Here is a 14,714-nt window from a genome sequence, read left to right as displayed (position 1 = left end):
ATGAAAACGCTGTCCTTACTGCTGTTTACCCTCCTTCCCCTGACCGGGCATGCTGAACTGAACGTCATTGCTGACCTGGGCGGTCAGGATGCCGCCCCGTACTTTGAGGCCGTTAATAAACAGCCCGGCATGAGTACGGAAGACACCGCGCCTTCACCCCTGTCACCCGTGCTGCAGGGCGAGGCCGCCATGTTACCGGTTTTCACGCCGGAGTTGCGGCCGGGCAGCATGGCCGACCGGCCGCTGCAGTTGCCCGGCATCGGGGCGTTGTTTCTGGTCGGGGATGATGCCCTGTCCCGTGACTGGCTGAAGGCCAATGCCGGCGCGCTGGCTGAACAGCATGCGGCCGGGATGATCGTCAACGTCACGGACATGGCTGCCGTGCGTGAGCTGCGTGAGCTGGCACCCGGTGTCAGTCTGGCCCCGGCTTCCGGCAGCGAGCTGGCCCGTCGCCTGCAGATTGCGCATTATCCGGTACTTATCACCGATACCGGCCTGACGCAGCAGGTGAGGCCGTAATGGTCGCGACACCGCTCAACGGTCTGCTGACAGGTCACTCCGCAGGGATTGCCATGCTGGCCATCCTGTTCCTGGTGGTGATGGCCTTTCTCAACCTGCGCCAGCGGGAGAACGCCAGCGCCCGCCGTCACCGGCGATACCGGGCAACGGCCGGTCGGGTACTGGATAAACTGACCCACCTGCCGGGAGATGCACAGCGCCTGACCTATCTGCGCAAAATCAGCCCCTATGTCTTTGAAGAGCTGTTGCTCTGTGCCTTTGAACGCTAGGGGCTGACCGTGGTGCGCAATGCCTCATACAGCGGTGATGGCGGCCTTGATGGTCAGGTCATCATCGACGGTGAGCACTGGCTTATCCAGGCCAAACGGTACAGCCGTGCTGTTTCCCCTGCACATGTTGAGGACTTCGACCGGCTTCTTCTGCAGACCGGCCGCCGGGGGCTGTTTATCCACACGGGGCGCACCGGAAAAATGAGCCGCACCCTTCGCACGGCGTCACCGCGCCTGCGCATCATCAGCGGGCAACGCCTGCTGGCCATTATCGCCGGGCAGGACGTCCGGCAGTACCTCTGAGGAATCTTTTATGCACATCATCCTGAACAGCCTGCGTTACGCGTTGTGGCTTATGTTCTGTTTATTCCGTCATGCCGTGTTCCTGCCTGCCGCTTTCGGTGGTGTACTCCTGCTCGCCTGGTTTGTTTTCGGCCATCCGGTCAGTGACCTGAACGACCAGCTGCAGAAGGAGGCAACGGCATGGCGCACCGCGCCGCCCGGACATTACATGTGGGAGGAATGCCCGGCGCCTGATAATGCGGCTCCGCCTGAGGCAAAGCCGGCGGCCTGCACCGCCACTGCTGTCACCACTGAAACCGCGGCGAACAATTACCTGCGGTCATTGCGGGCCGTATGGATTGTTTTTCTCTTTCTGTCGAATGTTCTGTATGTGCTCTGGCGCTTACTGGCGAATGCCCTGCATTACCATTGTCTGCCCCGCAGGGAAGCCGGTGCCGGAAAGGGGGCGTATATCCGTATGGCCAACGGTAAAATCATAAAGGAGGCAGGCGATGAGTAACCGTTACGTGATTGAAGCCCTGCTGCGTCCGGCCGTTGAGCTGAATACCGCCGTGGTGTCGGGCATGGCGGCATATGTCTGTGTGCAGGCACCCTGGGCTGTTGCCCTGGCTCCGTCTGTCAGCTATGTCACCGCTGCCGGGTTTGCGGCGCTGGCTGTCACCCGCACCCTTCAGGGGATGAAGATTATTCGCTACCGCCGCAATCTCCGCCGCCTGCCACGCTATGTCATGAGCAATAAACAGATACCCGTCAGCCATCGTCGCCTGTTTCTCGGCCGGGGGTTCCGCTGGACGCAGAAACACACCCAGCGCCTGCAGGATACGCTGCGCCCTGAAGTGGCCCGTTACCTGCAGCCAAACCGCTTTTATCTGGGGGCGCGTCAGCTCGAAATGATGACAGAGCACCGTCTGCCCTGGCTGGGCAAGCTGCTGAGTGCCGATACGCCGCTGAACCCAGTGCGGCCGTTACCGCCGGTGGGCGGGAATCCGGTGCTGCACGGCATCGAGCCCGACGAAAAAGACGTCACCTTGGCCCTGGGGGAGCGCGTTGGCCATACGGTGGTGTACGGCACCACGCGCGTCGGTAAGACCCGGCTGGCAGAGCTGCTGGTCACCCAGGATATCCGGCGGGGTGAAGTCACCATCGTGTTTGATCCGAAAGGCGACGCAGACCTGATGAAACGCGTCTGGGCAGAGGCCCACCGGGCCGGGCGCGGGGATGAGCTGTATATCTTTCATCTCGGCTGGCCTGAAATTTCAACCCGTTATAATGCCGTCGGGCGTTTTGGCCGCGTGTCAGAGGTGGCGTCCCGTGTGGCCGGTCAGCTGTCGGGTGAGGGGAACAGCGCAGCATTCCGCGAATTTGCCTGGCGGTTCGTCAACATCATCGCCCGTGCGCTGGTCGCCCTGGGTGAACGCCCTGACTACACGCTGATCATGCGCTATGTGAACAATATCGCCGATCTCTATATCCGCTATGCGGAAAAAATCATCCAGGCGCAGCTGCCGGCTCTGCAGACGCAGATTGAGAATAATCAGCAGGTGCTGGGAGAGGACGACGTGCCCCGTAACATGCAGGGTCAGCCGGATGCGTTACGCATCTGGGCCATTGAGGTTGCCCTGAGTTCAGAAGAGGGTAAAAAACTCTATGATCCCATCCTTGACGGGCTGCGGTCAGCGGTACGTTATGACCGTACTTACTTTGACAAAATCGTGGCGTCGCTGCTGCCGCTGCTGGAAAAACTGACCACCGGCAAGACCGCCGAGCTGCTGTCGCCGGATTATCAAGACATTGACGACACGCGGCCGATTTTTGACTGGGAACAGATCATCCGTAAAAAAGCCGTGGTGTATGTGGGGCTCGATGCGCTCAGTGACAGTGAAGTGGCGAGCGCAGTCGGTAACTCCATGTTCGCCGATCTGGTGAGTGTGGCCGGGCACATTTATAAACACGGTATCAATGCGGGCCTGCCGGGCGGGAAAGAAGGGAAGTCCCTGATTAACCTGCACTGTGATGAGTTTAACGAGCTGATGGGGGATGAGTTTATTCCTCTCATCAACAAAGGGGGCGGTGCCGGCATGCAGGTGACGGCCTATACACAGACGTCTTCTGATATTGAGGCACGCATCGGGAATGCGGCCAAGACGGCCCAGGTACAGGGTAACTTTAACAACCTGATTATGCTGCGCGTCAGGGAGAACCGCACCGCCGAACTGCTGACCACGCAGCTGCCGCAGGTGGAGATTTACACCAAAACGCTGGTCTCCGGGCACCAGGACACGGCCGATGTCAATGCAGACCAGGACTTCACCTCAAGCACCCAGGACCGCGTCGGGACGGTAAAAGTCCCGCTACTGGAGCCGGCCGATATCGTGACGCTGCCAAAAGGGCAGGCGTTTGCCCTGCTGGAAGGCGGGCAACTGTGGAAAATCCGCATGCCGCTGCCTGCCGGGGATGCTGATGATGTGCTGATGCCGGAAAGTATTGAGAAAATCGCGGAGGAGATGCGGCGCAGCTATCACAGCGGCGAATCCTGGTGGCGGGATGGTCCGGCCCTGAACGTGCCGGTCACAGGAGGGAAGAATGGCTGAGGTAAAACGTCCCCCACAGCAGCAGACGCTGCCGGAACGCAAGCACGGCATTCTGTATAACCTGCTCTGGGGCTGGCCATGGGCCCTGGTGGGCGTGGTGCTGTCCTCGCTGCTGCTGAGCCTGCTGATTGAATATATCGGCATCGCCTTCTTCTGGCCGGAAGCCGGGGCGGCGCACAGTGAAGCGGTCATGAACACCGAGCTGGGATGGCTGTCCACGGAGTTCACCCGGAGCCTGTTGCTGTCTGAGCCTTCCGTGACCGTCGTTCGATGGGTGAGCACCGCGTATCAGTGGGCCTTTGTGGACAGTGGCTTCCTGGACTGGGTCCGGCAGCAGTATGCACACCAGATGCACAGTGACAATGCCGTCACCCGGGAAATCAACAGCTGGAGCGGCTGGCTTGCTGGCTACCTGCGTGAATACCTGCTGGCCACGGTATGGATCAGCATTATCACCCTGGTACGCGTCACCATCCTGGTGCTGTCCGTGCCGTTGTTTGTGCTGGTCGTGGTGGTGGCGCTGGTTGAGGGGCTGGGGCGGCGTGATCTGCGGCGGTACGGCGCGGGGTATGAAAGTTCGTTTGTCTATCATCATGCCAAAAAGCTGGTCAAACCGGCCGCTGTGGTGCCCGCCATGCTGTACCTTTCCTGGCCCACGGCAGTCTACCCCAATCTGCTGTTGTTGCCGGCGGCTGTTCTGCTGGGGATCGCCGTAACGGTGACCACTGCGTCGTTCAAGAAGTATCTTTAAATCAGAGCTGGACGGAGGCGTGCAAAACTTGTTTTGCGCGCCTGCCGTCAGCAGACAAGCCATGAAACGACCGTTACTGGCGCGTCAGTGTCAGTTATTAAATACCGTCAGTTCTGTCACTTTGAAGCTGTCTGGCTTGTTGGTTATGCTGTCGTAGGGGGCCTGTAGCTTCCATTGCTGACCCGGCTCCAGATTTTCAGCCATCGCTGCCGTATTTCCTATTACTGTCCCATTCTGAAGCAAGTTGAATTTGACAATTACAGTCTTCACAGGCCCACCTGACACGTTTGTTCCCGTGCCTTCAATTTGCTGCAAACCATTTGCTGCTGAGGCGAAATGCAGGTCTGAAAGCTGGACTTTGCCAGTACCGTCGGCCGCAAGAACAGGGCCGGTAATCAGTGCAGTGATTAACGTGGCCTTCAGAACAGTATTCATCATTTTCATTTTCCCTCTGTTTACCGTTGAGTTTTCTTAATATCACAATGAACCTTTATTTACAGCTAAACCTGCCACCGGCACTGACCTGCAATTAATTTTGAAATTCCTGTTTAGGGTTTATCGCTGACCCGACGCTCCCTCTTCCGCATCCTGTCCGCACCCCTTAATCCTTCTGGAGGTGCATATGAACTCACATCGTCCGGCCATGCGGCGCAACCGTCGTGTCCCGGGCATCACTGGCCTGGTATTGCTGACCTTTCTGGCATCAGCTGCTACACAGGCATCCGAGAAAGACGAGCTTGCGTCTGTTCAGCGTCAGCTGGACCAGGTTCAGGCGTCGCTTGAACGGGCCCGCGTGGCGGCTGCACAGGCCGACCCGGCTGACCGTGGCCGCTTTTTCTTTGATTACCGTCAGGCCACATCCGATCTCAACACCATCCGCAGCGGCATTGACCGCTATCTGGAGCCCTCCCGCGCGCAACCGCGTGACCCGTCTTATGTGGCCGGTAATTACCGGCGGGAGCGGCCCTGATGTCCATGACATCCGAACAAACGAACGCGTTTAAAGCCGGCTCCGGCAGTCTTGATGTGAACATCCTTCATCTGCTCTGCATCGGGGCATTGCTGGCATTTCTTTTTTTATGGGCCGCGTGGGCGCTGTCGGATGTCTGGACCGGCTGGAGTAACACAAAAGTGCGGGACGCGGCCCTGGGGCGTTTTGCCGTCCGCACCGTGCTGCTGTTGCTTGTGTGTATCTGGATGTTTGCCAGTTAACCCGATTATGAACGTTAAGTCAGGAGATGAATTCCATGCACCATTCTGAGTCTGTTGTTGCCCGCCTGCGCCGTTTCGCCAGTCGTACGCTGACCCGCGCCGGTACGCTTGTCCTCCTGGGCTGGCTCACCTGCAAACCGGCCTTTGCGGACTTGCCAAGCGTTGAAGCGCCTGAGTCCGGAGGCGGAAGCGGGCTGTCCGGACAAATCAAGGGCTACCTGCAGGACGGCATTGTTATCGGGGGGCTGGTCGTGGCGGCCGTTGCCTTTATCAACGTTGCCATTGCCGCCCTGCACACCTTCACCGAAGTCCGCAATGAGAAAGCCACCTGGACCAAATTCGGGGCCATTGTGGTGGTGGGTGTGGTGCTGCTGGTTGCCGTTATCTGGCTGCTCGGCAAGTCTGCCGACATTCTGCTGTAGGAGCCTGCGACGATGCAGACCATTCGTTTTTTACCTGACCGTCTCAACAGTGAGCCCGTGGTGTTTCGCGGGTTTACCACCCATGAGATGGGGCTGGCAGCCCTTGCCGGCGCGGGTGCGGGTCTGCTCCTGTCACTGCCGTTTATCCCGCTTGCCGGCTGGGTTGTTGTTCCCACCGGCCTGCTGGTCATGCCGCTGCTGCTCGTCTGGTTCGGCGGCCGCTGGATGGCCAGGCTCAAGCGCGGTAAGCCTGAGAACTGGCTCTGGCAGCGACTGGAGACGAAAAAACGCCGGCTGGGGATGGGCAATCCGAAACTGATAGTGGATGCCCGGGGCTGGTCAGTGAAACGTAACAGGAGAGCCTCATGAGCCGTTTTCGCCATGCGGTAAAAGACCGCGACCAGCATATTCAGACGCTGCGCATCGCCTGCGCCGTGCTCGCCTTTTTCCTTTTATTCACCTGTGCCGGCTGGATGCTGGCACCCAGCAAGCTGACCGTGCATAACCCGCCGGATTTACGTACCGGCAGCACGCGGCCCTGGTGGGAAGTGCCCCCCCCGACGGTCTACTCCTTTGCGTTCTACATTTTTCAGCAGCTCAATGCCTGGCCGAAAAATGGCGAGGTGGACTATTCCGCCAAAATCAAGGCGTTGTCGCCGTATCTGACGCCGTCCTGTCAGGATTTCCTGAAAGCGGATGCAAAGAAACGCGGTGACGCCGGGGAACTCACCGACCGCGTGCGAGTGGTGTATGAAGTGCCCGGTCGCGGTTACCAGTCACTGAGCGTGACCGTACAGGATCGCGATCACTGGATAGCCCGCCTGGACGTGGTGGCCGATGAATATTTCCATGCCGAGCCGGTCAAACGCGCCCTGGTGCGTTACCCGCTGAAAGTGGTGCGCTGGGAAGGTGATGCGGAGCGCAACCCGTTCGGTCTGGCGCTGGACTGTTATGCCGGTGTGCCCCAGCGTCTGGAGGCGGCACCGCCTGCACCTAAACCGGAGAAGTCAGGAGTGTTTCAGTGATGAGTAAAAAACCCCACTACCGCGCCGGGCTGATGGCGCTGTCCTTCGTCCTGCTGCCCCTGGCGACACTGGTATCACGTCCTGCCGGCGCAGATGAGCTGATGAAATGGGAGCGTATTCCGCTGCAGATTCCGCTGAAGGTGGGGCAGGAGCGGGTGGTCTTTGTGGACAAAAACGTCCGCGTTGGTTTTCCGCCGGCGCTTAACGGCAAACTTCGGGTGCAGAGCACCGGGGGTGCCGTCTACCTGAAAGCCGACAGCACCTTTCCGCAGACGCGGGTGCAGCTGCAGGATGTGGAAAGCGGCGAGGTTCTGCTGTTTGATATCGCCGCCGGTGAAAAAGGGCCGACTGAGCCGGTCCGTCTGGTCTACAGCGGTGATGTCAGCACGCTGAGTCACGCCGGCGATGCGGCCAGTCAGGCAGGTGGTGCAGACCGGGCTGCTTCCGGATCAGGCTCATCTGCTTCCACCGGCAGCGATGACGGCACCCAGGCAAAGCGAAAAAAAATCCGCTACAGCGCCCCCATCCCGGTGCTGCTGACCCGCTATGCGGCCCAGAGCCTGTATGCGCCGGCACGTACGGTCGAGGCGGTCCCAGGTATTCATCCGGTCAACCCGCATCTGCCCCGACGCGTCAGCACGCTGTATCCCTCTGAACCATTAACGGTCACGCCGCTGGCTGGCTGGGGCGTGGCAAACCGCAGCGTGGTGGCACTCAGGCTCACGAACACCGGCAGCCGTAAAGTCGTTCTGGATCCGCGTGCGCTGCAGGGACAATTTGTGTCTGCAACCTTCCAGCACCGCTGGGTCGGTCCGGCCGGCACGCCGGAAGACACCACCACGGTGTATGTGGTGACCGCCGGTCGTCCGGAGAGCGCATTTATTGCTGAGCCGTCTGCGCTGCGTAAAGCTGCCCGTGCGGTAAAAGAGGAGGCCCGCCATGCAGATTAAATCTAATGCCCTGGTGAAGTTTATCGTGCCGGCCGTGGTGATTGCCGGGCTGGCCGTGGGGCTCAAAAGCTGCAAAAACGAACCGGCAGAACAATCTCAGGCAAAACAAAGCGGCGGCCCCCTGCATAATCTCTCGCCGGATGAACTGAAGGCGCTGGGTGTGGAAGGCGACACGCCGGAGGACACCCTGCGCACGCTCATCGGCCGGCTGAACGATGTGCGTGACCGCCAGAAAACGCTGGATAAGCAGAACGCGGATTTGGTGAAAGAAAACGAGCGGTTGCGCCGGCGCAATCAGGACGTTTCAGGGCAGGTGAATGAGGCCGTCAACGGTCTGCGCGAGCAATACGACAAGCGGCAGGCTCAGCTTCAGAACGAACAACTGAGCCTGACGGCGAAAATCCAGGAGCTGACCGACAAACTCAAAAAGCCTGACAGCGAGAAAAAAACGGCGGACAGCGATATCCCGCTGGGGCTGGGGCTGGACGGCATGGGCAGCAGCACCGGGGGGAGCGCTTCTCAGGGCAGCGACGGCATGATGTGGGTCGCGCCGACGGACCAGAAAGAGACGGATCCGCGGGATGCGGCCAGCGGCAAAGCCTCACCTCAGTTCCCGACCTCTTTTCTGGGGGAAAATGAGCTGACCCGCCAGAAAGCCGCTTATGAGGAGAAAGTGAAGGGACGGACGAATGAAAAAGGGGCGGAAGAGAGCGCCGAGCCGGTTTACACGCTGCCGGAAAATTCCACGCTGGTCGGCAGCCGCGCCATGACGGCACTGCTTGGCCGGGTGCCCATCAACGGCACCGTGACCGATCCTTATCCGTTCAAGGTGCTTATCGGTAAGGATAACCTGACGGCAAACGGCATCGAACTGCCGGACGTCGAAGGGGCGATTGTTTCCGGTACGGCCAGCGGTGACTGGACGCTGTCCTGCGTGCGCGGGCAGGTTAACAGCGTCACCTTTGTCTTTTCCGACGGTACGGTGCGCACCCTCCCCAGACCGGACACCAGTAACAACGCCGGCGGGCAAAATAATAACGCTCAGGCTAAACAGGATACCGGCACCAGTGGCGGTATCGGCTGGATTTCGGATGAAAACGGGATCCCGTGCATTGGCGGCGAACGTAAGTCCAACGCCTCCACCTACCTGCCCACCATCTTTGGCCTGTCGGCTGCCGGTGCGGCGGGTGAAGCGATGAGCCAGGGGCAGTACACCACGCAGAACAACGTGAATGGCATTTCCGCCACCATGACCGGCGACGCCGGACAGGCGGCGCTGGGGAAAGCCATTTCCGGCGGCATGTCTGAAACCACGGACTGGATCAAACAGCGCTACGGGATGACGTTTGATGCCATTTATGTGCCGCCGGGTGCCCGTCTCGCCGTGCATATCACCCGTCAGCTGGCCATTGATTATGAAGATAAGGGCCGTAAGGTGCGCTACGACTTCACCCTGCCGGGTGGCGTCAGTGACAACGGCGGACTGGACTGAGTACACGGCCATGGCGGGACAGATAACGTTTTTCCCTCTTTCATCCGTGTGCTAGACGTTCAGCGACGGGGCAGGCTGGCATATTGACGTGATCCCTGCGTCTTCTGCGGTTCTGTTGCTGCGACCCGTAGCGCTGTTGCCTGCCGGTGCACCTTTACTGCGCTGGCGCGATGGCCAGCTTTTACTGGATATCGGCAGGTTCTCCCTGCCGCTCAATGCCCGGGAGTGTGCCGTTTCGTGGCGCAGCCCGAAAATCCCGCGCCGGCTTTACTGCCCGCGTATGACATTACGGGAGCTGGGGCACCTGCTGAATGTCAGTGCATTCGTTTTTATCTGCGGCGGTTACGATCCGGCCGCCTCACAAAGGAGATACCGGTAATGTACAGAACGGTTTTCATTCTGGCCCTGAGCTGTGTAATGCTCAGCGGCTGCTCAACCTCCAAAGAGGAAATGCTGCCGGCGGGCGATAACACCATGCTTGAACTGTGGAACGGGGCGGACGGTGGCGGCAGTACTTCCCGCCAGTCTGCGGCGGCCCACGACACGCTGCGACGGCCGCTGACGGGCAGCGAAACGCAGACGGACGCGCAGGCCGACCGCAGCTACAGCCGTACTCAGGAAAGCGACATCACCCAGCAGTTTCCCCGGTTGCCCAACCCCGACATGGTGATGTACCTGTATCCCCATCTGGCCGACGGTAACACGCCGGTGCCGGGTTACAGCACTGTGTTCCCGTTCTACAGCCAGACGCAGTATGCCATGCCTGGCGAGCGCACGGAGGCCCTGTAATGCTTTCACTGTTTACGTGTAATAAATCCACCGACCGGCAGACGCCGGTTGATGACGGCCAGTCCGTTCAGGCAGATGAAACCCTGACCGCGGCCGTGAAGGGCCGGCAACCCCTGAAGCGCCCCGGGAAAATGACGCGCCAGGATGAGGAGAAGGTTTATCACGCCAATCCGTCCATCATTGACTTTTTGCCCTGGGCAGAATTTCTCGATGAAGAGCAGTGTCTCCTGCTTGATGACGGCGTGTCGGTGGGGGCCGTTTATGATGTGACACCGGTGGCGACCGAAGGGCGAACCGAAGAGCGCCTGGAGCAGATCCGGGACTCGGTTGAGGATGCACTTCAGGACAGCTTTGATGAACATGACGTGAATCCCTGGGTCGTGCAGTTCTTCTGCCAGGACGAGGACGACACTGACGCGTATCTGGACAGGCTGCGCGGGTATGTCAAACCACATGCACAGCGGACGGCGTTTACCGACGCCTGGCTGGGTGAAATGGAGCGCCATATTCGCAGTATCTCCCGGCCTGAGGGACTTTTTACTGACTCGCTGATTACCGGCCAGCCCTGGCGCGGGCAGCAGCGCCGCACCCGGATGGTTGTTTATCGCTGGCTGGGGAAAAGCCGGGATCCGATGCCGCCGGTGGCGATGCTCAACCAGGTGTGCGATCGGGTCGTTAATGCCCTGGGCGGGGCGGGGATCCGCTGTACCCGGCAGAACGGCCTGCAGGTGCATGGCTGGCTGCTGCGGCTGTTCAATCCGTCACCGGACTGGGTGGAGAAAACCACGCTTTATCGTCAGGCTGCTTACGCAGACCCGCGTGAGACGCCTGAAGGCACCGTGCCGGTCAGCAATGATTTTGCCGAAACCCTGTGGTTCACGCCGCCGGTCTCCGACCCGGAAAACGGCGTGTGGTGGATTGACAACAAGCCACACTGCGCGGTGGCGGTGGAAAAACTGCGTACACCGCCGGAGCCGGGCACCCTGACCGGCGAGAAAAGCCGGGGTGAAAAGAAAATTAATGCCCTGATGGATATGTTTCCGGAAGGGACCATGGTGTGCATGACCGTGGTGGTGCAGCCCCAGGACCGGCTTGAAGAGCAGTTTAACCGGCTGTCGAAAAATGCGGTCGGGGAAAATACCGAGTCGGGCCGCGTCCGCCAGGATGTGAAGACGGTCAAAGAGTATCTGGGCAACCGGCACAAGCTTTACCGGGCGGGGATCACCTTCCTGCTGCGCGGCGACGACATGACCAGCCTGAAGCGCAAGCGGCTGGAGCTGTCCACCGTATTGCTCGGGGCCGGTCTGCAGCCGGTACGGCCAGAGTTTGAAGAAGGTCCGCTGAACAGCTGGCTGCGGGCGCTGCCGATGTGCTTTAACCCGGACAGCGACAAAAAACACTGGTATACCCGTCTGACATGGGTTCAGCACCTGGCAGGACTTTTGCCGGTAACCGGGCGGGAAACCGGCACGGGGCACCCCGGCTTCAGCTTTTTCAACCGCGGGGGGGATACCCTTACATTCGATCCGCTCAACAAGCTCGACCGCACCCAGAACGCGCATCTGCTGTTGTTCGGCCCGACCGGGGCGGGCAAGTCGGCCACGCTGTGTGCCGCGCTCTCCCAGCTGATGGCCGTCCATCGTCCGCGGCTGTTTATTGCGGAGGCCGGGAACTCGTTCGGCCTGCTGGCCGACTTCTTTGACAGCCTCGGGCTGACGGTGAATAAAATCAGCGTCAAACCCGGAAGCGGCGTCAGTCTGCCGCCGTTTGCTGATGCTCACAAACTGGTGGAAGAAGGCCTGGCCGCCCAGGCCGTGGATGAGAGCGACCTGCCTGATATCGACACGGACGACGATGGCGAGGATGACAAGCGTGACGTTCTCGGTGAAATGGAAATCTCCGCGCGTATGATGATCACCGGCGGCGACCCGAAAGAAGAGGCTGACCTTAAGCGTGCCGACAGGGCGATGATACGTGAGGCGCTGCTGATGGCGGCACATGCCACGTATAAGGAAGGGCGGCAGATGCTGCCGTCTGACCTGCAGAAGGCGCTGTACGACATTGCCTCTGACAACGATGAGGGCGTCATCAATGTCCGCAATGCTCAGCGCAAGGCGAAAGCGGCGGAAATGGCGGAATCCCTGGGCATGTTTACTCAGGCCGGGAGCTTTGAAGCGGAGCTGTTCAACCGCGAAGGGAAGCTGTGGCCGGAAGCGGACGTGACGCTGGTCGACCTGGGGCATCTGGCGCGCGAGGGTTACGAGGCGCAGATGGCCCTGACCATGGTCTCGATGACCAACATGATCAACAACATCGCGGAGCGTGACCAGTTCCTGGGCCGGGATATTGTCTTCACGGTGGATGAGGCGCATATCGTGACGGTCAACCCGCTGCTGTCGCCCTACATGACCAAGGTGGTCAAGATGTGGCGTAAGCTCGGTGCCTGGCTGTGGCTGGCCACCCAGAACCTTAAAGACTACCCGGATATTGCCGAAAAAATGCTGAACATGGCGGAATGGTGGATTTGTCTGACCATGCCCCCGGAGGAGGTCAAAGATATCAGCCGTTTCCGCGCGCTCACGCCGGAGCAGGAATCGGTGCTGCTTTCCGCCAGTAAACTGTCGGGTTGTTATACGGAAGGCGTGGTGCTGGCGAAACGGATCGAAGCGCTGTTTCGTGCCGTGCCGCCCAGTCTCTTCCTGGCACTGGGCATGACGGAAAAAGAAGAGAAAGCCGAACGCCGGGCGCTGATGAATGAATTTCATTGCAGCGAACTCGAGGCGGCAAAACGTGTCGCACTGAATCTGGACCGTCTGCGCGGTCTGACGGAGAAACAACAGGAGCCTGCCACGGTATGATGACACTGAAGTACCCTGAACCCGCCATTCATGAGCACAGTGGTGGTGCGCTTTTCACCCTGTCGCCTCAGGGGGAGCCCGGCGTGCTCCCGTCGACACATCAGCATCTGGTGAGGCTGCGGGCGATGCTCAGGCAGCGCCTGACCGGGCCGGTCAAAATGACGTGTCACCCGCACCGGGTGGGACTCAGCAGCAGCGTGGCCATCTATCTAGAGGGAAAGCTGAAGCAGGCGGTGAATATTCTTATCACCGTGACGGGACAGACGAGCTGGCCGCAGGAAGAGGAGTATGCGCATCCGCGCTGGTATATCACGGTGCCGGATTCGGCTGACCTGGTGTATCTGTAAGCATCCCTGCAAAACGAACCATTCACTTTTAGAGATCTTCCGACATACTGATTATGTCCCCTGAGGAGATCGCCATGCGCAAAGCCCGATTCACCGAGCACCAAATCATTGCCGTACTGAAGTCCGTCGAAGCAGGCCGGACCGTTAAAGATGTCTGTCGCGAAGCGGGAATATCGGAGGCCTCGTACTACAACTGGAAAGCAAAGTACGGCGGTATGGAAGCCTCTGATATCAAAAAGATGAAAGACCTGGAGGATGAAAACCGCCGTCTCAAACAGATGTTTGCCGATCTCAGTCTTGAATGCCGTGCTCTGAAAGACGTAATCGAAAAAAAGCTTTAAAACCAGCGATAAAGCGGGAGCTCGTCAGCTATCTGACGGCGAAATTTGCCATGAGCATCCGCCAGGCGTGCAGGACATTATCGCTGAGCAGGACGGTGTATTTTTATCAGCCCAATACCCGGCGTGATGAACCGGTGATTCAGGTGCTGACTGAGCTGGCGGAGCGCTACCCGCGGTATGGTTTTAAGAAGCTGTTTCAGTTGCTGCGCAGGCAGGGTAACGCCTGGAATCATAAACGCGTTCACCGGATTTACTGCCTGCTGAAACTGAATTTTCGCCGTAAGGGAAAACAGCGCCTTCCGGTGCGTAATCCGGCTCCGCTGGCGATGCCAGAGGCGATGAACCAGAGCTGGTCCATCGATTTTATGCACGACGCGCTGGTCTGCGGCAGACGCTTCCGGACCTTCAATGTGGTGGATGATTTTAACCGTGAAGCTCTGGCGATAGAAATCGATTTAAATATCCCGGCTCAGCGAGTCGTCAGGGTGCTGGACAGGATCGTGGTAAACCGCGGCTACCCGCTGAAGATGCGGATGGACAACGGACCGGAACTGGTCTCACTGGCGCTGGCACAATGGGCTGAAGAGCATGGCGTGCAGCTCGAATTTATCAGGCCGGGTAAGCCAACACAAAACGCTTTTATTGAACGGTTCAACCGGACATACCGGACAGAAATCCTGGATTTTTACCTGTTCAGAACATTGAATGAAGCACGGGAAATTACAGAGCGCTGGCTGATGGAATATAACAACGAGCGGCCTCATGAATCCCTGAACAACCTGACGCCGGAAGAGCACCGGCTGATGGCTGAAAAACCGGAACGCTCAAAAAGTGCGTGGAACTAA

General features: G+C 59.3%; 17 protein-coding genes and 1 pseudogene. 17 read left to right on the top strand and 1 reads right to left on the bottom strand.

Going from position 1 to position 14,714, the window contains the following annotated elements; translation table 11 throughout:
* The 5 genes and pseudogenes from ABK821_RS08710 (at position 1) to ABK821_RS08690 (ending at position 4,433) form a co-directional block, all read left to right on the top strand.
* Positions 1–519 carry an integrating conjugative element protein gene (locus ABK821_RS08710; protein WP_343178027.1) on the top strand — a complete coding sequence of 173 codons (519 nt, stop codon included), beginning with the start codon at positions 1–3 and terminating at the stop codon, positions 517–519.
* Positions 519–1,091: pseudogene (locus tag ABK821_RS08705) on the top strand (restriction endonuclease). Before ABK821_RS08710 ends, ABK821_RS08705 begins: the two are co-directional and overlap by 1 nt.
* A gap of 10 nt (positions 1,092–1,101) precedes the next feature.
* Entirely contained in the window at positions 1,102–1,590 is a 489-nt protein-coding gene (locus ABK821_RS08700; RefSeq protein ID WP_343178028.1) for a hypothetical protein, read from the top strand.
* Entirely contained in the window at positions 1,583–3,682 is a 2,100-nt protein-coding gene (gene traD / locus ABK821_RS08695) for a type IV conjugative transfer system coupling protein TraD (protein WP_343178029.1), read from the top strand. Before ABK821_RS08700 ends, traD begins: the two co-directional genes overlap by 8 nt.
* Positions 3,675–4,433: a TIGR03747 family integrating conjugative element membrane protein gene (locus tag ABK821_RS08690; protein ID WP_006785966.1), complete on the top strand. Its 759-nt coding sequence runs from the start codon at positions 3,675–3,677 to the stop codon at positions 4,431–4,433. The genes traD and ABK821_RS08690 overlap by 8 nt, the downstream gene beginning before the upstream one ends.
* Before the next feature lie 90 nt (positions 4,434–4,523).
* Here the strand turns inward: ABK821_RS08690 and ABK821_RS08685 are convergent, their stop codons facing one another.
* Positions 4,524–4,871 (bottom strand): FxLYD domain-containing protein, encoded by a 348-nt coding sequence (locus tag ABK821_RS08685; RefSeq protein WP_343178031.1) that lies wholly within the window; start codon positions 4,869–4,871, stop codon positions 4,524–4,526.
* A 184-nt stretch (positions 4,872–5,055) separates the two neighbouring features.
* Here ABK821_RS08685 and ABK821_RS08680 point away from each other — a divergent pair, with 184 nt between their 5' ends.
* From ABK821_RS08680 to ABK821_RS08625, 12 genes are all read left to right on the top strand, one after another.
* Complete coding sequence (locus ABK821_RS08680; RefSeq protein ID WP_343178032.1) at positions 5,056–5,403, top strand: RAQPRD family integrative conjugative element protein; 348 nt, start codon at positions 5,056–5,058, stop codon at positions 5,401–5,403.
* Positions 5,403–5,645 (top strand): TIGR03758 family integrating conjugative element protein, encoded by a 243-nt coding sequence (locus ABK821_RS08675; protein WP_004115536.1) that lies wholly within the window; start codon positions 5,403–5,405, stop codon positions 5,643–5,645. The genes ABK821_RS08680 and ABK821_RS08675 overlap by 1 nt, the downstream gene beginning before the upstream one ends.
* Positions 5,646–5,680: 35 nt before the next feature.
* Complete coding sequence (locus tag ABK821_RS08670; protein WP_343178033.1) at positions 5,681–6,067, top strand: TIGR03745 family integrating conjugative element membrane protein; 387 nt, start codon at positions 5,681–5,683, stop codon at positions 6,065–6,067.
* Between the two features lie 12 nt (positions 6,068–6,079).
* On the top strand, positions 6,080–6,436 hold the full coding sequence (locus ABK821_RS08665) for a TIGR03750 family conjugal transfer protein (RefSeq protein WP_004115534.1): 357 nt from the start codon (positions 6,080–6,082) through the stop codon (positions 6,434–6,436).
* Complete coding sequence (locus tag ABK821_RS08660) at positions 6,433–7,092, top strand: PFL_4703 family integrating conjugative element protein (RefSeq protein ID WP_343178034.1); 660 nt, start codon at positions 6,433–6,435, stop codon at positions 7,090–7,092. Before ABK821_RS08665 ends, ABK821_RS08660 begins: the two co-directional genes overlap by 4 nt.
* A complete protein-coding gene (locus tag ABK821_RS08655) occupies positions 7,092–8,042 on the top strand; it encodes a TIGR03749 family integrating conjugative element protein (RefSeq protein ID WP_343178035.1) in 951 nt (316 codons plus the stop codon). Before ABK821_RS08660 ends, ABK821_RS08655 begins: the two co-directional genes overlap by 1 nt.
* Entirely contained in the window at positions 8,032–9,534 is a 1,503-nt protein-coding gene (locus ABK821_RS08650) for a TIGR03752 family integrating conjugative element protein (protein ID WP_088244037.1), read from the top strand. Before ABK821_RS08655 ends, ABK821_RS08650 begins: the two co-directional genes overlap by 11 nt.
* Before the next feature lie 88 nt (positions 9,535–9,622).
* Complete coding sequence (locus ABK821_RS08645; RefSeq protein ID WP_343178036.1) at positions 9,623–9,913, top strand: hypothetical protein; 291 nt, start codon at positions 9,623–9,625, stop codon at positions 9,911–9,913.
* Positions 9,913–10,323, top strand: a complete 411-nt coding sequence (locus ABK821_RS08640) for a TIGR03751 family conjugal transfer lipoprotein (RefSeq protein ID WP_343178037.1) — start codon at positions 9,913–9,915, stop codon at positions 10,321–10,323. The genes ABK821_RS08645 and ABK821_RS08640 overlap by 1 nt, the downstream gene beginning before the upstream one ends.
* Positions 10,323–13,181, top strand: coding sequence for a conjugative transfer ATPase (locus tag ABK821_RS08635; protein WP_343178038.1), 2,859 nt, complete (start codon positions 10,323–10,325; stop codon positions 13,179–13,181). Before ABK821_RS08640 ends, ABK821_RS08635 begins: the two co-directional genes overlap by 1 nt.
* A complete protein-coding gene (locus ABK821_RS08630) occupies positions 13,178–13,528 on the top strand; it encodes an acetyltransferase (protein ID WP_343178039.1) in 351 nt (116 codons plus the stop codon). Before ABK821_RS08635 ends, ABK821_RS08630 begins: the two co-directional genes overlap by 4 nt.
* A gap of 74 nt (positions 13,529–13,602) precedes the next feature.
* A protein-coding gene (locus tag ABK821_RS08625; RefSeq protein WP_395033921.1) for an IS3 family transposase occupies positions 13,603–14,714 on the top strand; the annotation gives its coding sequence in 2 pieces (ribosomal slippage) (positions 13,603–13,864 and positions 13,864–14,714; 1,113 coding nt in all).

It is taken from the genome of Klebsiella sp. KE9456 (assembly GCF_043832615.1).
Taxonomy (GTDB): domain Bacteria; phylum Pseudomonadota; class Gammaproteobacteria; order Enterobacterales; family Enterobacteriaceae; genus Klebsiella; species Klebsiella indica.
The sequence above is the reverse complement of the archived record's forward strand: the minus strand, read 5'-3'. Positions and strand labels throughout refer to the sequence as shown.

Coding starts and splice junctions, on each gene's coding strand:
- ABK821_RS08710 (WP_343178027.1), top strand. CDS start 1: ATGAAAACGCTGTCCTTACTGCTGTTTACCCTCCTTCCCCTGACCGGG.
- ABK821_RS08700 (WP_343178028.1), top strand. CDS start 1,102: ATGCACATCATCCTGAACAGCCTGCGTTACGCGTTGTGGCTTATGTTC.
- traD (WP_343178029.1), top strand. CDS start 1,583: ATGAGTAACCGTTACGTGATTGAAGCCCTGCTGCGTCCGGCCGTTGAG.
- ABK821_RS08690 (WP_006785966.1), top strand. CDS start 3,675: ATGGCTGAGGTAAAACGTCCCCCACAGCAGCAGACGCTGCCGGAACGC.
- ABK821_RS08685 (WP_343178031.1), bottom strand. CDS start 4,871: ATGATGAATACTGTTCTGAAGGCCACGTTAATCACTGCACTGATTACC.
- ABK821_RS08680 (WP_343178032.1), top strand. CDS start 5,056: ATGAACTCACATCGTCCGGCCATGCGGCGCAACCGTCGTGTCCCGGGC.
- ABK821_RS08675 (WP_004115536.1), top strand. CDS start 5,403: ATGTCCATGACATCCGAACAAACGAACGCGTTTAAAGCCGGCTCCGGC.
- ABK821_RS08670 (WP_343178033.1), top strand. CDS start 5,681: ATGCACCATTCTGAGTCTGTTGTTGCCCGCCTGCGCCGTTTCGCCAGT.
- ABK821_RS08665 (WP_004115534.1), top strand. CDS start 6,080: ATGCAGACCATTCGTTTTTTACCTGACCGTCTCAACAGTGAGCCCGTG.
- ABK821_RS08660 (WP_343178034.1), top strand. CDS start 6,433: ATGAGCCGTTTTCGCCATGCGGTAAAAGACCGCGACCAGCATATTCAG.
- ABK821_RS08655 (WP_343178035.1), top strand. CDS start 7,092: ATGAGTAAAAAACCCCACTACCGCGCCGGGCTGATGGCGCTGTCCTTC.
- ABK821_RS08650 (WP_088244037.1), top strand. CDS start 8,032: ATGCAGATTAAATCTAATGCCCTGGTGAAGTTTATCGTGCCGGCCGTG.
- ABK821_RS08640 (WP_343178037.1), top strand. CDS start 9,913: ATGTACAGAACGGTTTTCATTCTGGCCCTGAGCTGTGTAATGCTCAGC.
- ABK821_RS08635 (WP_343178038.1), top strand. CDS start 10,323: ATGCTTTCACTGTTTACGTGTAATAAATCCACCGACCGGCAGACGCCG.
- ABK821_RS08630 (WP_343178039.1), top strand. CDS start 13,178: ATGATGACACTGAAGTACCCTGAACCCGCCATTCATGAGCACAGTGGT.